The sequence below is a fragment of the Marinihelvus fidelis genome (assembly GCF_008725655.1).
Taxonomy (GTDB): domain Bacteria; phylum Pseudomonadota; class Gammaproteobacteria; order Xanthomonadales; family SZUA-36; genus Marinihelvus; species Marinihelvus fidelis.
Genome location: NZ_VYXP01000010.1, coordinates 1 through 16,191, shown reverse-complemented (window position 1 = coordinate 16,191; position 16,191 = coordinate 1). Strand labels below are relative to the sequence as shown.

Genomic DNA, 16,191 nt, shown 5'->3' with positions numbered 1-16,191 from the left:
GGGTTCAGCGCGGGATCTTTTTCTGCGCGCGCTTCTGCGGATGGCGATACTTGCGCCCATCCGGCTCCGGCGTGCGCTCGTAGGTGCCGTCGGGCTGCATGTCCCAGGCCTCGGTGCGCGGCTCCCAGGCGGTTTCGATGGCTTCGCGCCGCACCCGCTCGGACAGTTCCGGCTCAAGAACAGGAAACGCCACTTCGACACGCTGGAACAGGTTGCGCTCCATCCAGTCGGCGCTGGATAGCCAGGTTTCGCGCTCGCCGCCATTCTCGAACATGTAGATGCGCGAGTGCTCCAGGTAGCGGCCGATGATCGAGCGCACCCGGATGTTTTCGGACACCCCGGGGATGCCGGGGCGAAGGCAGCACATGCCGCGCACCACGAGACGCACGTCGACGCCGTCCCGGGCGGCGTCGTACAGGGCGCGGATGATCTTCGGCTCGGTCAGGGAGTTGAGCTTGGCGTCAATACGCGCCGGGCGGCCCGCGCGGGCGTGCTCGGCCTCTCGCGCAATCATGTCCATCAGCCCCGGATGCAGCGTGAACGGCGAGTTCAGCAGGCGCTTCAGTTCGATGACGCGGCCCAGCCCGGACAGCTGCTGGAACAGGTTCTGTACGTCCTCGGTGATCTCCTGGTGGCAGGTCAGTAAGCCGAAGTCGGTGTAGAGCTTGGCGGTGCCGGAATGGTAGTTGCCGGTGCCCAGGTGCACGTAGCGACGGATCTTGCGGCGCTCGCGGCGTACGATCATCAGCATCTTGGCGTGGGTCTTGTGACCGACGATGCCGTAGACCACCTGCACACCGGCCTCCTGCAGCCGCGTCGCCAGGCTGATATTGGTGTCCTCGTCGAAGCGCGCACGCAGCTCGACGACCGCGGTGACGTCCTTGCCCGCGCGGGCGGCCTCGATCAGCAGGTTGACCACCTGCGAGTCGACACCGGTGCGGTACAGCGTCTGCTTGATGGCCAGCACATCCGGGTCAACCGCGGCCTGGCTTAACAGGTCCAGTACCGGTGAGAAACTCTGGTAGGGATGGTGCAGCAGGATGTCGCCACGGCGAATCTCGGCGAACAGGTCGGTTTTGCTGACCAGCCGTCTCGGCATTTGCTGACGCCGCGCCGGGTAGCACAGGTCGGGCCGGTCGATCTGGTCGATGACCTCGGTGACGCGGTACAGGTTGACCGGGCCATCACACAGGTAGACGTCTTCCGGGCTGAGTTCGAAACGCGTGGCCAGGAACTTCTGCACGTTGGGCGGGCAGGTCTGGCGCGCTTCCAGTCGAACTCCTTCGGAATAACCGCGGTCCATGAGCTCGCGCCGCAGCGCACTGGCCAGGTCCTCGATTTCCTCTTCGTCGACCAGTAGTTCGGAATCGCGGGTGACACGGAACTGGTGGCTACCGACGATCTCCATGCCCGGGAACAGTTCTGCCATGAAGGCCTGCAATACCGATGACAGGAAGACGAAATCGTAGGGCCCGCGGGTATAGGACACCGGGATACGGATCAGTCGCGGCAATGAGCGCGGCGCCCGTACCAGGGCGACGGAACCCTCGCGGCCAAAGGCGTCGCGGCCGTGCAGTTCGACCAGGAAATTCAGGCTCTTGGTCAGCAGTCGCGGGAACGGGTGCGCCGGGTCCAGCCCCAGCGGGCTGAGAATGGGCAGCAGCTCGCGGCGGAAGTAGCTGTGCAGCCAGCTGCGCTGGCGCTCGGTCCAGCTCGAGGCTTCGAGAAAGCGGATGCCTTCGCGCGCCAGCGCGGGTCGCAGCACCGACTGCCAGGCGCCGTACTGGCGGTTGACGATATCCAGCGCCGATTCGCGCATCATCGCCAGTGTATGCAGTGGCGTCAGGCCGTCCGGGCCGGGCCGCGCCGCGCCGTGCTGGATGCGCTGCTTCAGCGCCGCAACACGGACTTCGAAAAACTCGTCCAGCAGGGCGCGGGATATGCTCAGAAAGCGCAGTCGCTCCAGCAGGGGAATGGCGTCGTCCAGCGCCAGTGACAGCACGCGCTTCTGGAATTCAAGCAGGCTCAGCTCGCGGCTGACGAACAGCCTGGGGTCGCGCAGCGACTCCGGTGGGTACTGGTCGAGATCCTTCAGGAAGGCGTTCTTCGACGGCAGCTCGACGATGTTGGATTCCATGCGTTTGAGTATACGGGCTCAGCTTTGCGCTTTCATGACCCCGGGTTGTCGGCGGCGTCGGCGGCCGCGTCGATCACCGGCATGGCGGGCGCGACCTTGTCGCGCTCACGCTCGGCGACGGCCGCGGGGAACGGCACATAGCCGTCACGCACCACCACGGCCTGGCCCTCGTAGGACAGCACCATGCGCAGGAACTCGCGCACCAGCGGCGACAGCGGCTGGTCGGGGGCCTTGTTGACATACAGGTACAGGAACCGCGACATCGGGTAGCGGCCGGCGATGGCCTCTTCCATGGACGCTTCCACGAACGGGCGATCCTCGCCCAGGGAGATGGGCACGGCCCTTACGGACGACGTCGAGTAACCCATGCCCGAGTAGCCAATGGCGTTCAGCGTGGTTGAGACCGACTGCACTACCGAGGCCGAGCCCGGCTGTTCATTGACGGTGTCACGGAAGTCGCCGCGGCACAGCGCGCGCTCCTTGAAGTGGCCGTAGGTGCCGGACACCGAGTTGCGCCCGTACAGCTGGATCCCGCGGTTCTCCCACGAGCCGGACAGTCCCAGCTGGCCCCAGAGATCGATGGGCGCGCCGCCGCCGCAGTTGCGGGTGGCGGAAAAGATCCGGTCGAGCTGGTCGACGGTCAGGCCGTCAATGGGGTTGTCCTTGTGCACGAACACCGACAGTGCATCGATGGCGACCGCCACCAGGGTGGGCTGGTAACCGTAGCGAGCCTCGAAGGCCTCGATCTCCTGGTCGCGCATCAGCCGGCTCATCGGGCCGATGTTGGCGGTGCCCTCGGTCAGCGCCGGCGGCGCGGTCGACGAGCCCGCGGCCTGGACCTGGGTGTTGACGTTGGGGTAGTAGCGCTTGAACTGTTCCGCCCACAGCGTCATCAGGTTGGCGAGCGTATCCGAGCCCACGCTGGAGAGGTTGCCGGACACACCGGACACTTTCTCGTAACGGGGCAGGGCCTCGTCAAGCTGCGCCTGCGCAAAAGCACAGGCCGGCCCGGCCAGGGTGCCGAGGATCAGCGCCCCGGTGATGATGTTCCTGAATTTCATGCTTGCTCCTTGCGCTCCTGCCGCAATGACCGGCGCTTGGCGGGAAACAGGCAGGTAAAGGTGCTGCCTTCTCCCAGTACGCTCTCGATGACCAGGCGGGCGTCATGCGCGTTCAGCACGTGCTTGACGATTGACAGCCCCAGCCCGGTGCCACCGGTGTGGCGGGACCGGTCGCTGCCGACGCGATAGAACCGCTCGGTCAGCCTGGGGATATCCCGGCGCGGGATGCCGATGCCGGTGTCACTGACATTAAAGGCCAGCTGGCCGTCGGCATTCTCCTTCCAGCGTACCGTGATGCGCCCGCCCTCGGGAGTATAGTGGATGGCGTTGTTGATCAGGTTACGAAATGCACTTTCCAGGTCGGCCTCGGAGCCGGTCAGGTACAGCCCGCCCTGGCAGTCAACGTCGATGTCGTGGTTGCCCTGGCTGATCTCCAGCGCCTGCTCCTTGAGCTGCATGAGAATCGCGCAGACATCCACCGAGGTCTGCTCGCCGCCCAGGTTGTCGGACTGCAGCCGCGACAGTTCCAGCAGGTCGTTCAGCAGTGCCTGCATCTGCCGGGCCTGCTCCTGCATGCGGCTGACCGCGGGCCCCAGTTCGTCATCGAACTGGTCGCCCAGCGACTCCAGGTAACCCAGCAGCACAGTCAGCGGCGTGCGTAGTTCGTGCGAGACGTTGGCGACGAAGTCCCGACGCACCTGCTCCAGGTTATGCAGGTCGGTCACGTCGCGGAGAATCAGCAGGCGCTGGTCTTCGCGGTGGCGCACCGAGTGCACGCTCAGGTGCACGTTCGGATCCAGCGGGCTGGCCATTTCGAAACGGCTCTCGACCTTGCCGTCCACGGCCATCCAGTTGGCGAATTCCGGGTCGCGCAGCAGGTTGGTCAGCGGCTGGCCACTGTCCTCGGGAAAGCGCAGGCCCAGCATGCGCTCGGCGGCGCTGTTGAACCAGGTGATTCCGTCCTGTTCGTCGAGCACCAGCGTGGCGTCGGGAAAGGCGTCGGTCATGCTCTGGAACTCCTTGATGATGGCCTGGTTCCGGGCCTGTTGTTCCCGGTAACGCCGCTGTAACCGGGAGATCTGTTCAAAAAGGTCGGACCAGACACCCAGGCTTTCGGGTGGCTCGGAGTCCCCGTCACGCAACCAGCGATGCAGGCGCCAGGTGTTGTACAGCAGCCACGCCGTGTAGGCGGCCAGGGCAATGCCGATGGCCGGCCACCAGTAACCGCTGAATCCGCCCACCAGCAACACCACCGCCGTGCCAAGGGCAAAGCGGGTTGCGTGGAACCGCCACTGGCGCCGTGTCACGCGGGGTCATTCCCCCGCCAGGAAACGGTACCCGTGTCCCCTGACGGTCTGCACGTAGTCGTCCAGTCCGGACGGTTGCAGGGCTTTGCGCAGGCGGCGGATATGCACGTCCACGGTGCGTTCTTCCAGGTAGGCGTTGGTGCCCCAGACATGGTCAAGCAGTTGCGAGCGGCTATAGGCCCGGCCCTGGTTGCTCATGAAAAATTCCAGCAGCCGATACTCGGTGGGGCCCAGGTGCACTTCTTCGCCGCTGGCGAGCACGCGCCGCGACACCGTGTCCAGGGTCAGTTCACCGGCGCCGATGCGGCCTTCGTCATCGGCCGGGCTGGTGCGGCGCATGACCGCGTTGATGCGAGCGATCAGTTCGCGCGGCGAGAACGGCTTAATGACGTAGTCGTCGGTGCCGGCCTCGAAGCCCGCGACCTTGTCGTCCTCGGTGACCTTGGCGGTCAGCATGATGATCGGGATATCGGCGGTGACCGGCTCGCGCCGCAGGCGGCGGGTGAGTTCGATGCCACTGACGCCCGGCATCATCCAGTCCATCAGGATGATGTCCGGCTTGCTTTCGCTGATGCGCGCGAGCGCCTCACGGGCGTCTTCGGCGCCGGTGACGTCCATTCCGGCCCGGCGCAGGGCAAACTGGATCATCTCGCGGATGGCGGATTCATCATCGACCACCAGTACACGCGACTGCTTGTTATTCACGGGTTTGCCCCAGCCACTATAACCATGACAGCCCATTATAGGCCTGCGCATGACAGTTTCATGACAGTTATGGCAGTCGTGTTTCAGGCGTCGTCCGGCGTGCTGACGTCAAAGTCCGCCAGGATGATGCGCATCTCCTCCAGGCGGGCCGTGACGCGGGCGCGCTGGTAGTAGTTCAGGTCATCACGGCGCTTGAGCATTTCCAGCTGTTGCAGGGCCTCCTTGACGCCGCCGCGCAGGAAGTAGGACTCCGCCAGCGCCTCTGACGCGCGCACACTTTCGCCGGCCTGTGCGGCCGCGCGGGCATAGAGTTCGTACAGCGCCGGGTCGTCGGTCTTGTCGCGAAGCTGGCGGCGTAACACCTCGGTGGCCAGGGCGGCGCTTTCGGGGTTGTCCTGGTGAACCAGAATTTTTCCGTACTGCATGGCGATGGCGTGGTTGCCGGGGAACAGGGCCCACAGTGACGCCAGTCGCTCCGTGGCCGCGGCATCATCGCCGGTGTCGGCATCCAGGGCGGCCATCTGCAATTCGAATGGCAGGCGGCCTGGGTGTCGTTTCAGCAGCTCGTCGAGCAGTTCGCGGGCCTCGTCGAACTCGCGCCGCTTCTGCAGGGCAATGGCCAGGCCGTAGCGGAGCGCGTCGGCGCGGATCTCGTCGTGGGTGAACTCCAGGCGGTTGCGGAACCACGCCTCGGCGTCGGCCGGCCGCGGCTCGAACATCGCACGCAGCCGGGCCTGGGCCAGGTAGAAGCCGAAATCATTGCCGCGCTCGGGTTGCTGCATCGTGGCGGCGCGATCCTTGGCCTCGGCGATGCGGTTAACCGTGACCGGGTGCGTGCGCAGGAACTCCGGGGGCTGCTCACCGCCGGTGCGGTTGACCCGGTTCAGGCGCTCGAAGAAATCCGCCATGCCTTCCGGGTCGTAGCCGGCCATGGCCAGCGTGCGGATGCCGATGCGGTCGGCCTCGGATTCGTTGGCGCGGGTGAAATTGATGTACGCCTGTTGCTGCAGGCCCGTGCCGGTGGCCACCGCGCCGGCAATCGCTTCGCCGCCACCGCCGCCGGCCAGGATCAGGGCGAGCATCCCCAGGGCGATGGGAATGGTCAGGTTCTGGGCGTTCTGCAGCGTGCGGTACAGGTGCAGCTGGGTGATATGGGCGATTTCATGCGCCAGCACGCCGGCGACCTCGCTTTCCGTTTCCGCCTCCAGGATCAGCCCGCTGTGCAGCGCGACCACGCCGCCCGGCGCCGCGAAGGCGTTGACGCGGTTCTCGTCCAGCACCACGAAGGTAAACGGCTTGGTTGGCTCGTCGCTCATGGCCACCAGGCGGAAGCCCATGTCGGAGAAGTAGCCGGCGATCAGCGGGTCATCGACCAGGATGTTGTAGGCCCGCATCTGCATCAGGATGGCCTCGGCGTACTCGCGCTTTTCCGAGTCCGACAGGTAGTTGTCGGCCGAATTGCCCATGTCGGGCAGGTCGATGCGCCGCTCCTGGGCCACGCTCGCGGTTGCCGCCGCGGCCACGATGAGGGCCAGCAGCCAGCGGGGCAGGCGGCGGGTAGGTATCTTGACCGTGGGTTGGGTTTGCATGAGACTCATTGGGACAGCCGGGAGCCAGAAGGGTTCTCGGTTTCAGCGACCAGTTTATCCCGAAGCGAAGCGATCGTGAACATGCTCCTGATAGTCAATGCCAGCCCATGGGGAAGCACCCTGGCGCACACCGCCATGCGTTTCGCGCGCGCGGCGCTGGCCGCCGGTGCGCCGCTGGCGGCCGTGTATTTCCAGGGCGACGGCGTCTACAACGCCTGGTCCGGGCGCGCCCGCGACGCCGGTGCCGCCGACCTGGCCGCTGAGTGGGCCAGCCTGGCGCGCCAGCACGATGTCGACCTGCTGCTGTGCTCCGCGGCCGCCGCCCGGCGCTGGGATGATGCGGTGGAAGCGGCCGTGCCTGGCCCGTTCCGACCCGCCGGCCTGGCCGAGGTGGTCGAACGCATGGGCGAGAGCGCGCGCGTGGTGAGCTTCTGATGGGCAACGACAGCCTGGAAACGCTGGGGCTGATCGTCCGCCAGCCCCCGTGGCAGGGGCGCAGCGGTCGCGACCAGCTGGACCTGGCCATGGCGGCGGCCAGCATGGACGTGCGCCTGGAACTGTTCTTTGTCGGTGATGGCCTGCTGCAGCTGGTGGCCGGGCGCCAACCCGGCGCTGCGGGACTGCCGGCCGCGGCCAACGCCTGGACGGCGCTGCACGAGCTGGGCCCGGTGCGGTTCATGGCCGAGGCCGGGCCGCTGGAGGCCATGCGCGCGTCGGGCATGGCATTCGGTGTCGAGGTCGAGCCGCTGTCATCCACCGACATGCGCGCCCGCCAGCGCGACTGCGATCGCCTGCTGGTGGCCTGACAAGCGTGTCCGACGACATCACCAGTCGCCTGCACCTGCTGATGAGCGCGCGCGCCGATGCCGTGGCCGACTGCCTGGGCCAGCTCGGCCCGGATGACGAGGTGCTGCTGGTGGACAGCGGCGTGTCGCTGCTGGCGCCCGTACGTCCGGGTGACGATGGCGCTCCGGCGCTGGCCGGCCTGCTGGCCCGTGCCCGGCGGGTGTGCGCGCTGGAGACCGATGTCCGCGCCCGCGGCCTGCCCGCCAGTCCCGACATTCCGCTGGTTGGTGACGACGACTGGGTCCGCATGGTGCACCGCCATCGTCACGTGCTGAGCTGGACATGAGCGGCGTGCTGGCGCTGGACGATGGCACCGAGCTGGCCATTGACGACAGGGGCTACCTGCTCGACCCTTCGCAGTGGCGCGCCGAGGTGGCCGAGACCATGGCCGGCGCCGATGGCGTGACCCTGGAGCCGGCGCACTGGCAGGTGCTGGAGGAGACCCGCCGGTATTTCGACGAGCACGGCATCGAGCCGCCGATGCGCGCCCTGGTCATGCGCCTGCGAAAGCGCACCGGCGACACGACCCTGGGCAGCCGCGAACTCTACCGGCTGTTTCCCGACGGCCCCGGCCTGCAGGGCGTGCGTTACGCGGGACTGCCACGCCCGGTGAGCTGTATCTGAGCCTGGTCCGCACCAGCGGCCGAACCGGCCGCAGGCGATTCAAGCGTTTGTTTCCTATATAATGGCCGGTTTTCCGCGCCAGTCCCATGACGTTGGAGACCGTGCCCCGTTCCGCGGGGGTGGTGGGTGGCGCGTTCCTGGAGAGAAAAACACATGTCGACCAAGATTACCGTTATTCCCGGCGATGGCATCGGCCCGGAGATCATGAACGCGACCCTGCGTGTCCTCGACGCGCTGGATACCGATTTCGAATACGAGGAGGCCTTCGCGGGCCTGGCGGCGCTGGAAGCGCACGGCGACCTGATTCCGGACGCCACGCTGGAGTCCATCGCCCGCAACAAGCTGGTGCTGAAAGGCCCGCTGACGACCCCGGTCGGCAAGGGCTTCCGCTCCATCAACGTGACCCTGCGCAAGGAGTTCGACCTGTACGCCAATGTGCGCCCCGTGGTCAGCCTGCCGGGCACGCGTTCGAACTTCGAGAACATCGACATCATCACCGTGCGCGAGAACACCGAGGGCGCCTACCTGGCGGCCGACGCGCAGGTCAGCGAGGACGGCAAGCAGGCGGAGTCGAAGACCATCGTCACCCGTAAGGGCTGCGAGCGGATCACCCGTTACGCCTTCGACATGGCCCGCCGCGAGGGCCGCAAGAAGGTCACCATCGTTCACAAGGCCAATATCCTGAAGGCCGTGTCCGGCATGTTCCTGGACGTGGCGCGCGAGGTGTCCGCCGACTACCCGGACATCGAGAGCAGCGAGATGATCGTCGACGCGACCTGCATGAAGCTGGTCATGGACCCGTGGCAGTTCGACGTGATCGTCACCACCAACCTGTTCGGCGACATCATTTCCGATCTCTGCGCCGGCCTGGTCGGCGGCCTGGGCCTGGCGCCGGGCGCCAACATCGGCGAGAACGCGGCGATGTTCGAGGCCGTACACGGTTCCGCGCCGGACATCGCCGGCCAGGGGATTGCCAACCCCTGCGCACTGATGCTGGCCGCGGCACAGATGCTGGCCCACCTGGACATGGAGCCGCAGGCGCGCCGCCTGCGCCAGGCGATTCGCGACACGCTGGAGGCCCGCGACCGGGTCACACCCGATGTCGGCGGCAACGGCAGCACCCGCTCGATGGCGGACGCGATCGTCGAACGCATCCAGGCCTGAGGCTGCCGGTGCCCTGTTGCGGGTGTGCAACAGGGCCACCGGCCCCGGCCATCGATCACTGGTCCCGGCCGTGGTCAGCGCCTGATCAGTTGGTGGTTGGGTTAAGTGATAAAATACAACGGTTTAAGGCGCTAATCTGCCAAGCAGGATGGGCGTCGGGGCAGGGGTGTTTACATTGACACCGTGTTGTTTTCCTGCCATATTTCCACGTCAATCCCACCGGGTTGAATACAGGAGCGCCAAACGGCGGTGAAAGCAGGCAGGTTAAAGGCAGCAGTGATGGCCGCGGGCATGGTTCCCGGGCTTTGTGCTGCCCAGCTTCCGGGCCTGCCGATGACCGGTTTTGTCTCCGGCGGAACGGGCCTGACACCGTTTTACGTGCTCGGTTTCGAGCTCGGACCCTGGCAGGACTACCTGGCCCGGGAGCTGACGCCCGACTACATGGCGGACCCGGAACTGCCGCCGCTGCGCATTTCCTGGCTGCAGCCGGAAATGGTGTCGCTGCTGCCGATGTTTGCCTCCGGCCTGGATTCGGAGCCGGATACCTGGTCGCGGTTCGAGTGGGACGTGCAACAGCTCAATTCCTTTCAGTACCAGGGTGGCAATGGTTCCGTCGGCCTGGCGTCGCCCGGCATGGGCTTCGAGCGGCAGCTGCTGGCCCCCGGCGTGTTCCACGCCCTGAATGACCACAGCGTGCTGGGCGTGGAGGCCATCCTGGCCTACCAGAGCTACGGCACCTCGCGCCTGGGCCTGGTGGCGCTGAATGACCAGCAGTCCATGCTGCGCAACCTGGACCCGTACGAGCCCTACCAGGAGTCGTCCTACGGCACCGGTGTGCGCCTGGCCGTGCGCAGCGAAGTCAGCCGCCGCGTCAGCTTTGGCGCCGGCTTCCAGTCGCGTATCGACATGGAAGAATTCGCCTACTACCGCGGCGTCTACTCCAGCCCGGCAGACTTCGATATCCCGGCCCGCGCCAGCTTCGACGTGGCCTTCCAGGCCAACCAGCGCTCCTGGCTGAGCGTGTCCATCGAACGGGTGCTTTACAGCGACGTGGCCGCGTTCCCCAGCCGCATGCTGCCGGACCGCTTCCTGTCGCTGCTGGGTGACTCGACCAGCCCGGTGTTTGGCTGGGACGACCTGACCGTCTACACCCTGGGTTACACCTGGGATAACGGCAAGGACACCCAGTGGCGGGTCGACGTGAGCTCACGCTCAACACCGTCACCCACATCACGCACCCTGGAACGCGCGCTGGAAGATGACCTGGCCGACCACGCCATGATGGTGGGGTACTCGCGCCGCACCGGTGACTTCAGCCGCTTCAACCTGAATGCCGCGTATGCGCCTGCCGACCTGGTGTTCGGTGGCAACGTACTCGGCGTGGCGACCGAGAGCCTGGGCCTGGACCTGGAGGTTGAGGCCTCCTGGAGCTGGGACTTCTGATCGCCGCGGCGTTCCGGTGTCCGTCACCGGCCCGCGTCGCACGTCTCCCCCACCCGAACTGAAGGCTGAACGCCGTGGACTTCCTGAAGGCCTGGTTCCAAAGGACATTCTCCGACCCGCAGATCGTGCTGCTGGCGCTGATCCTGGTCATCGGCGCGCTGATCGTGTTCGGCCTGGGCGCCATGCTGTGGCCGGTGTTCGCCAGCCTGGTCGTCGCCTACCTGCTTGAAGGCGCGGTGCAGCTGCTGCAGCGGTTCGGGCTCGGTCGCCTGCCCGCAGTGATCATCGTGTTCCTGTTCTTCCTGGCCTCGCTGTTCCTTTTGCTGTTCGGCCTGGTGCCGATGCTGTCACGCCAGCTGACGCAACTGTTGACCGCGCTGCCCAACTACATCAGCCAGGGCCAGGAACTGCTGGTTGAGTTGCCGCGGCGCTACCCGCAGCTGGTGTCCGAAGCGCAGGTTAACGCCGTGACCGAGAACATCAGCGTCGAGATCGGCCGCTGGGGCCAGCAGGCCCTGAGCTGGTCACTGGCGTCGGTGGCCAACCTCGCCGGCCTGGTGATCCTCCTCGTCCTGGTGCCCGTGCTGGTGTTTTTTTTCCTGAAGGACAAGGATCGGATCATCGGCTGGTATGTCGGTTTCCTGCCGGCCCACCGCGACCTGGTGTCGCGGGTCTGGACCGAGGTCGAATCGCAGATCGCCAACTACGTGCGCGGCAAGTTCGGTGAGATCATCATCGTCGGCAGCGTGGCTTACATCGCGTTCCTGCTGCTGGGCCTGCAATACGCGGCACTGCTGGCCACCGTGGTCGGTTTCTCGGTGCTGATTCCCTACGTCGGCGCGTTTTCGGCCACGATCCCGGTGGCCATGGTGGCGTACTTCCAGTTTGGCTGGGGCTGGGATTTCGGCTGGGTGGTCATCGTTTACACCATTATCCAGATCCTCGACGGCAACGTGCTCGTGCCGCTGATGTTCTCCGAAGCGGTCAACCTGCACCCGGTCGCCATCATCGTCGCCATCCTGGTGTTCGGCGGCCTGTGGGGTTTCTGGGGCATCTTTTTCGCCATTCCGCTGGCCACCGTGGTGAACGCGGTCATCAATGCCTGGCCCCGCCAGGCGGTGGTGACGGGTGACGCGTAACGCGTAACGCGTGACGGCGGGGCGGTGTCGCATGCCCTGGGGAGGGGCTTACTCCTTTCCGGACTCGCTCGAGTACGTCCATGTAGCGCTCATCGGCGGCATCCATGCCGCCGAAGGTCCGGAAAGGAGTAAGCCCCTCCCCAGGGTGGAACGCTTTTCGTCACGCGTCACGCGTCACGCGTCACCCGTCACGCGTCGCCGTCAAAGTACTTCGGAGGCGAAGTCGGCGAGTCTTGAGCGTTCGCCGCGGCGCAGGGTGATGTGGCCACCGTGTGACCAGTCCTTGAAGCGGTCGACGGCGAAGGTCAGGCCGGAGGTGGTTTCGGTCAGGTAGGGGGTGTCGATCTGGCCGACGTTGCCCAGGCAGATCATCTTGGTGCCGGGGCCGGCGCGGGTCAGCAGGGCCTTCATCTGTTTCGGCGTGATGTTCTGGGCCTCGTCGATGATGACGTAGCGGTTCATGAAGGTGCGGCCGCGCATGAAGTTCAGCGAGCGCACCTTGACCCGGCTGGAGAGCAGGTCGTTGGTGGCCGCGCGGCCCCAGTCGCCACCCTCCTGTGGCTGGGTCAGCACTTCCAGGTTATCCGTCAGCGCACCCATCCACGGCGTCATCTTTTCTTCCTCGGTGCCGGGCAGGAAGCCGATGTCGTCGCCCAGCGCCACCGTGGCGCGGGTAACGATGATCTCGGTATAGCGCTTCTCGTCCAGTGTCTGCGCCAGGCCGGCGGCCAGGGTCAGCAGGGTCTTGCCGGTGCCGGCCTGGCCCAGCAGCGTGACGAAGTCGATCTGCGGGTCCATCAGAAGGTTGAGGGCGAAATTCTGCTCCAGGTTGCGGGCCTGGATGCCCCAGACGTTGCGGTTGCCGGACTTGTAGTCATTCACCAGGCGCAGTACCACGGCGTCCTTCGTCACCTCGCTGACGATGGCCTCGACGCCGTCGCCCTGGCCGATCGAGACGCACTGGTTGGGAAACCAGTCGTCGCCGTCGACGCGAGGAATGCGGTAATGGGTGGCGCCGTTTTCGGTCCACGACTCCATGTCGGGATAGCGCTCCCAGAACGACTCGTCCTCTTCGCGCAGGCCGCGGTAGAGCAGTTCCAGGTCGTCCAGGGCCTTGTCGTTGAAGTAGTCCTCGGCGGCGGCGCCCAGGATGGCGGCCTTGATGCGCAGGTTGATGTCCTTGGACACCAGGATGACCTGGTGGTCCTCGATGGTCTCGCGCAGGTACATGACCGTCGACAGGATCTCGTTGTCGGCGAACGAGGCGTCGCGAAGCAGGCTGGAGTGGGTCTCCGGCATCGTCGTCTGGAAGAACAACCGACCGCGGCCAGCGTCCATCTCCAGTTCGTCGGGGACCATCAGTTGCAGCCCTTCCTCCAGGTCGTCGACGCCCTGGCGGGTCATCATCTCGCCGATAAAGCGGCTGACCTGGCGAACATTGCGGGACACTTCCGACAGGCCCTTCTTGGCGGCGTCGAGTTCCTCAAGAACCATCATGGGCAGGAATACGTCATGCTCCTCGAAGCGGAACAGCGCGGTGGGGTCGTGCATCAGGACATTGGTGTCGAGCACGTAGAGGCGCTTGTTTTTTCCCATGGGGTGTTGGTGGGTCTCCGGTGAGTGGTTACGGGTGACAGGTGACGCGTGACAGAATACTCGTTACAGGTTACGCATTCAGGGCTTCGACGGCTTCAAGGACGGCCTCGGCGTGGCCGGGGACCTTGACCTTGCGCCACTCGGCGCGCAGGACACCTTCGGCGTCAATGATGAAAGTGCTGCGGTCGATGCCCATGTAGGTGCGGCCGTAGAGTTTCTTCTCGCGGATCACGTCAAATTGCTTGCACAGGGTTTCTTCCTTGTCAGATAACAGCCGGAACGGGAAGTCGTGCTTGGCGCAGAAGTTTTCGTGTGTGCGTACGCTGTCGCGTGAGACGCCCAGGATATCGGCGCCGGCGGCCTTGAAGCGGTCGTACAGGTCACGGAAGTCCTGGCCTTCGCGGGTGCAGCCCGGGGTGTGGTCCTTGGGGTAGAAATACAGGACCAGGTGGGTGCCGCGGAAATCGTCTAGCGAGAGTTCGGTGTCGCCGGTAGCGGGAAGGGTGAAGTTGTCTACGCGCTTGCCGACGGTGACCATGAATCCTCCTGTTCCGGGCCCGGCGCCCTTACCGGCAGGATACTTGTCAGTCCCGGGGGTCGCAAGTACTATTGCGCCTCGTATCGCAAGGCTTCTCCCGCATGTTTCACGGCAGTATCGTCGCGCTGGTGACACCCATGGATTCGTCCGGCCAGGTGGACGAGGACGCGTTCCTCCGCCTGCTCGACTTCCAGCTTGAAAACGGCACCACCGGCGTGGTCATCGCCGGCACCACCGCCGAGGCGGCCACCCTGACCGATGAAGAGGCCGATCGCTTGCTGGAGCTGGCCGTGCGCCATATTGACGGCCACGTGCCTGTCATCGCCGGCACCGGCAACCAGTCCACCACGCGCACCATCCGCCGCACCCAGAAGGCCGCGAGCCTGGGCGCCGATGCCGCGCTGGCGGTGACGCCGTGTTACAACCGGCCGCCGCAACGCGGGCTGGAGGCGCACTACCGCGAGGTGGCGCGCCATGGTGGCCTGCCGCTGATCCTGTACAACGTGCCCACCCGTGCCGCCGTTGACCTGCTGCCCGCCACGGTGCAGCGACTGTCCGGCGAGGACAATATTGTCGCGCTGAAGGAAGCGGTCGGCGACGCCACGCGGGTCAGCGAACAGCTGGCCGCCTGCGGTACGACCATGGACCTGCTCAGCGGAGATGACGGCAGCTGCCGGGCCGCGATGGAGGCCGGCGCCTCCGGCGTGATCTCGGTCGCGACCAACGTGGTTCCGGGCCCGATGAGCCGCCTGTGCGCGGCGGTCGCGGACGGTGACCTGGAGCAGGCGCGCGCCATCGACACCGAACTCCAGGGCCTGTATCGGCTGCTGGGCGTGGAAACCAACCCGATTCCTGTAAAATGGATGCTTTGCGCCATGGGGATGATCGGCCCGGGGATCCGGCTGCCGCTCATGCCCCTGGATGGCGCGTACAGGCAGGATGTCGAGTCCTGCCTGCAGACGCTGGGCCTGGTGCCCGGCAGGACGCTTTAGACCCAATGCTGAAATCTACGACTCGCGCCGCGGCGCTGGCCCTGTTTGCCGTACTGGCGGGCGGGTGTAGCTGGTTCAAGGACCGGCCCCCGGAATACCTGGCCGCCACCGAGGCGCCCCGGGTGAAAGTGCCCGAGGGCATGGACCAGCCGCCGGAACGTAACCCGGTGCTGATCACCGTCCCGGAAATGCGCATGCCGGCCGGTGACGAACTCAACCCCAGCCCGCCCCGCGTGGTCAACACCGGTGGCCAGGGCAGGACCGACGCCTTCATGGCGTGGTCGGCCGAGGGCGCCTACCTGCAGGTCAACTACGGCACCGACGAGGTGGCCAGGCGCATCGGCCTGTCGATCCAGTCCGAAGGCATGGACCTGCTGTCCGAAGGCGCCAACGGCGGGTACCGCTTCGAGTACAGCCACGCGCCGTCTGACCCGCGCGCCTGGTGGCAGAAGATGGCGTTCTGGACCGGCGGTGACATCCCCAACTACTCCGGCGTCTACCGCACCCGCATCGAGCCGGATGGCAAGGGCGCGCGCGTATTCCTGATGCAGGACACCGGCCAGCCGGCATCCACCGGCGCGGCCGAGCACGTGCTGGGCATTTTCATGGAGGACCTGGGATGACTTTCGTCGTCACCGAGGCCTGCATCAAGTGTCGCTATACCGATTGTGTCGAGGTCTGCCCGGTCGACTGCTTTCACGCCGGCCCGAATTTCCTGGTCATCGACCCCGACGAGTGCATCGACTGCACCCTGTGTGAACCGGAGTGCCCGGTCGAGGCCATCTACCCCGAAGATGACCTGCCCGACGGCCAGGAAGGCTTCATCGAGATCAACGCCGAGCTGTCCCGCATCTGGCCCGTCATCACCGAGATGGAGGCCGCGCCGGCCGACGCCGACGAGTGGGCGGACAAGACCGGCAAGGCCGAACTCCTGGAGCGCTGAGCCGCTTCGAAGCGGGGTGCCGGGGGTGTGCTGCTCCCGGGAATCGCTGTGAACCCGTCCATGGGCGCTCATCGGCGGCATCCATGCCGCCGAAGTTCCCGGGAGCA

17 protein-coding genes are annotated in these 16,191 nt (G+C 66.0%); 10 read left to right on the top strand and 7 right to left on the bottom strand.

What is annotated here, in order from left to right; all coding sequences use genetic code 11:
• Positions 1-4: 4 nt before the first annotated feature.
• From ppk1 to F3N42_RS13745, 5 genes are all read right to left on the bottom strand, one after another.
• Positions 5-2,137 (bottom strand): polyphosphate kinase 1, encoded by a 2,133-nt coding sequence (gene ppk1, locus F3N42_RS13765; RefSeq protein ID WP_150865067.1) that lies wholly within the window; start codon positions 2,135-2,137, stop codon positions 5-7.
• A 32-nt stretch (positions 2,138-2,169) separates the two neighbouring features.
• A complete protein-coding gene (locus F3N42_RS13760) occupies positions 2,170-3,198 on the bottom strand; it encodes a PstS family phosphate ABC transporter substrate-binding protein (protein ID WP_150865066.1) in 1,029 nt (342 codons plus the stop codon).
• Entirely contained in the window at positions 3,195-4,505 is a 1,311-nt protein-coding gene (phoR, locus tag F3N42_RS13755; protein ID WP_150865065.1) for a phosphate regulon sensor histidine kinase PhoR, read from the bottom strand. Before phoR ends, F3N42_RS13760 begins: the two co-directional genes overlap by 4 nt.
• A 6-nt stretch (positions 4,506-4,511) precedes the next feature.
• Entirely contained in the window at positions 4,512-5,210 is a 699-nt protein-coding gene (phoB, locus tag F3N42_RS13750) for a phosphate regulon transcriptional regulator PhoB (RefSeq protein WP_224784941.1), read from the bottom strand.
• A gap of 83 nt (positions 5,211-5,293) precedes the next feature.
• On the bottom strand, positions 5,294-6,808 hold the full coding sequence (locus F3N42_RS13745) for a M48 family metalloprotease (protein ID WP_150865064.1): 1,515 nt from the start codon (positions 6,806-6,808) through the stop codon (positions 5,294-5,296).
• 72 nt (positions 6,809-6,880) lie between these two features.
• On the opposite strand from F3N42_RS13745, the gene F3N42_RS13740 reads away from it, so the two are divergent.
• The 7 genes from F3N42_RS13740 to F3N42_RS13710 all read left to right on the top strand — a co-directional run bounded on the left by F3N42_RS13740 (position 6,881) and on the right by F3N42_RS13710 (position 12,015).
• Positions 6,881-7,234, top strand: coding sequence for a DsrE family protein (locus F3N42_RS13740; RefSeq protein ID WP_150865063.1), 354 nt, complete (start codon positions 6,881-6,883; stop codon positions 7,232-7,234).
• Positions 7,234-7,605, top strand: coding sequence for a DsrE family protein (locus tag F3N42_RS13735; RefSeq protein ID WP_150865062.1), 372 nt, complete (start codon positions 7,234-7,236; stop codon positions 7,603-7,605). Before F3N42_RS13740 ends, F3N42_RS13735 begins: the two co-directional genes overlap by 1 nt.
• A 5-nt stretch (positions 7,606-7,610) precedes the next feature.
• Entirely contained in the window at positions 7,611-7,931 is a 321-nt protein-coding gene (locus F3N42_RS13730; protein ID WP_150865061.1) for a DsrH/TusB family sulfur metabolism protein, read from the top strand.
• Positions 7,928-8,269 carry a TusE/DsrC/DsvC family sulfur relay protein gene (locus tag F3N42_RS13725; RefSeq protein ID WP_150865060.1) on the top strand — a complete coding sequence of 114 codons (342 nt, stop codon included), beginning with the start codon at positions 7,928-7,930 and terminating at the stop codon, positions 8,267-8,269. The genes F3N42_RS13730 and F3N42_RS13725 overlap by 4 nt, the downstream gene beginning before the upstream one ends.
• 153 nt (positions 8,270-8,422) lie before the next feature.
• Positions 8,423-9,433, top strand: a complete 1,011-nt coding sequence (locus F3N42_RS13720) for an isocitrate dehydrogenase (RefSeq protein ID WP_150865059.1) — start codon at positions 8,423-8,425, stop codon at positions 9,431-9,433.
• Positions 9,434-9,766: 333 nt separating this feature from the next.
• Complete coding sequence (locus F3N42_RS13715) at positions 9,767-10,876, top strand: hypothetical protein (RefSeq protein WP_191621439.1); 1,110 nt, start codon at positions 9,767-9,769, stop codon at positions 10,874-10,876.
• Between the two features lie 74 nt (positions 10,877-10,950).
• Positions 10,951-12,015, top strand: coding sequence for an AI-2E family transporter (locus F3N42_RS13710; protein WP_150865057.1), 1,065 nt, complete (start codon positions 10,951-10,953; stop codon positions 12,013-12,015).
• 201 nt (positions 12,016-12,216) lie between these two features.
• On the opposite strand, the gene F3N42_RS13705 is transcribed toward F3N42_RS13710, so the two are convergent.
• Both F3N42_RS13705 and F3N42_RS13700 read right to left on the bottom strand, forming a co-directional pair.
• Entirely contained in the window at positions 12,217-13,611 is a 1,395-nt protein-coding gene (locus F3N42_RS13705) for a PhoH family protein (RefSeq protein ID WP_150865056.1), read from the bottom strand.
• A 70-nt stretch (positions 13,612-13,681) separates the two neighbouring features.
• On the bottom strand, positions 13,682-14,149 hold the full coding sequence (locus tag F3N42_RS13700) for a peroxiredoxin (protein ID WP_150865055.1): 468 nt from the start codon (positions 14,147-14,149) through the stop codon (positions 13,682-13,684).
• A gap of 101 nt (positions 14,150-14,250) precedes the next feature.
• On the opposite strand from F3N42_RS13700, the gene dapA reads away from it, so the two are divergent.
• From dapA to fdxA, 3 genes are read left to right on the top strand one after another with little or no spacing between them, the layout of a single operon-like run.
• Positions 14,251-15,141: a 4-hydroxy-tetrahydrodipicolinate synthase gene (gene dapA / locus F3N42_RS13695; RefSeq protein WP_150865054.1), complete on the top strand. Its 891-nt coding sequence runs from the start codon at positions 14,251-14,253 to the stop codon at positions 15,139-15,141.
• A 5-nt stretch (positions 15,142-15,146) separates the two neighbouring features.
• The gene (locus F3N42_RS13690; protein ID WP_150865053.1) at positions 15,147-15,764 is read left to right on the top strand and encodes a hypothetical protein; all 618 of its coding nucleotides are present in this window, start codon (positions 15,147-15,149) and stop codon (positions 15,762-15,764) included.
• The gene (gene fdxA / locus F3N42_RS13685; RefSeq protein WP_150865052.1) at positions 15,761-16,084 is read left to right on the top strand and encodes a ferredoxin FdxA; all 324 of its coding nucleotides are present in this window, start codon (positions 15,761-15,763) and stop codon (positions 16,082-16,084) included. Before F3N42_RS13690 ends, fdxA begins: the two co-directional genes overlap by 4 nt.
• Positions 16,085-16,191 lie beyond the last annotated feature (107 nt).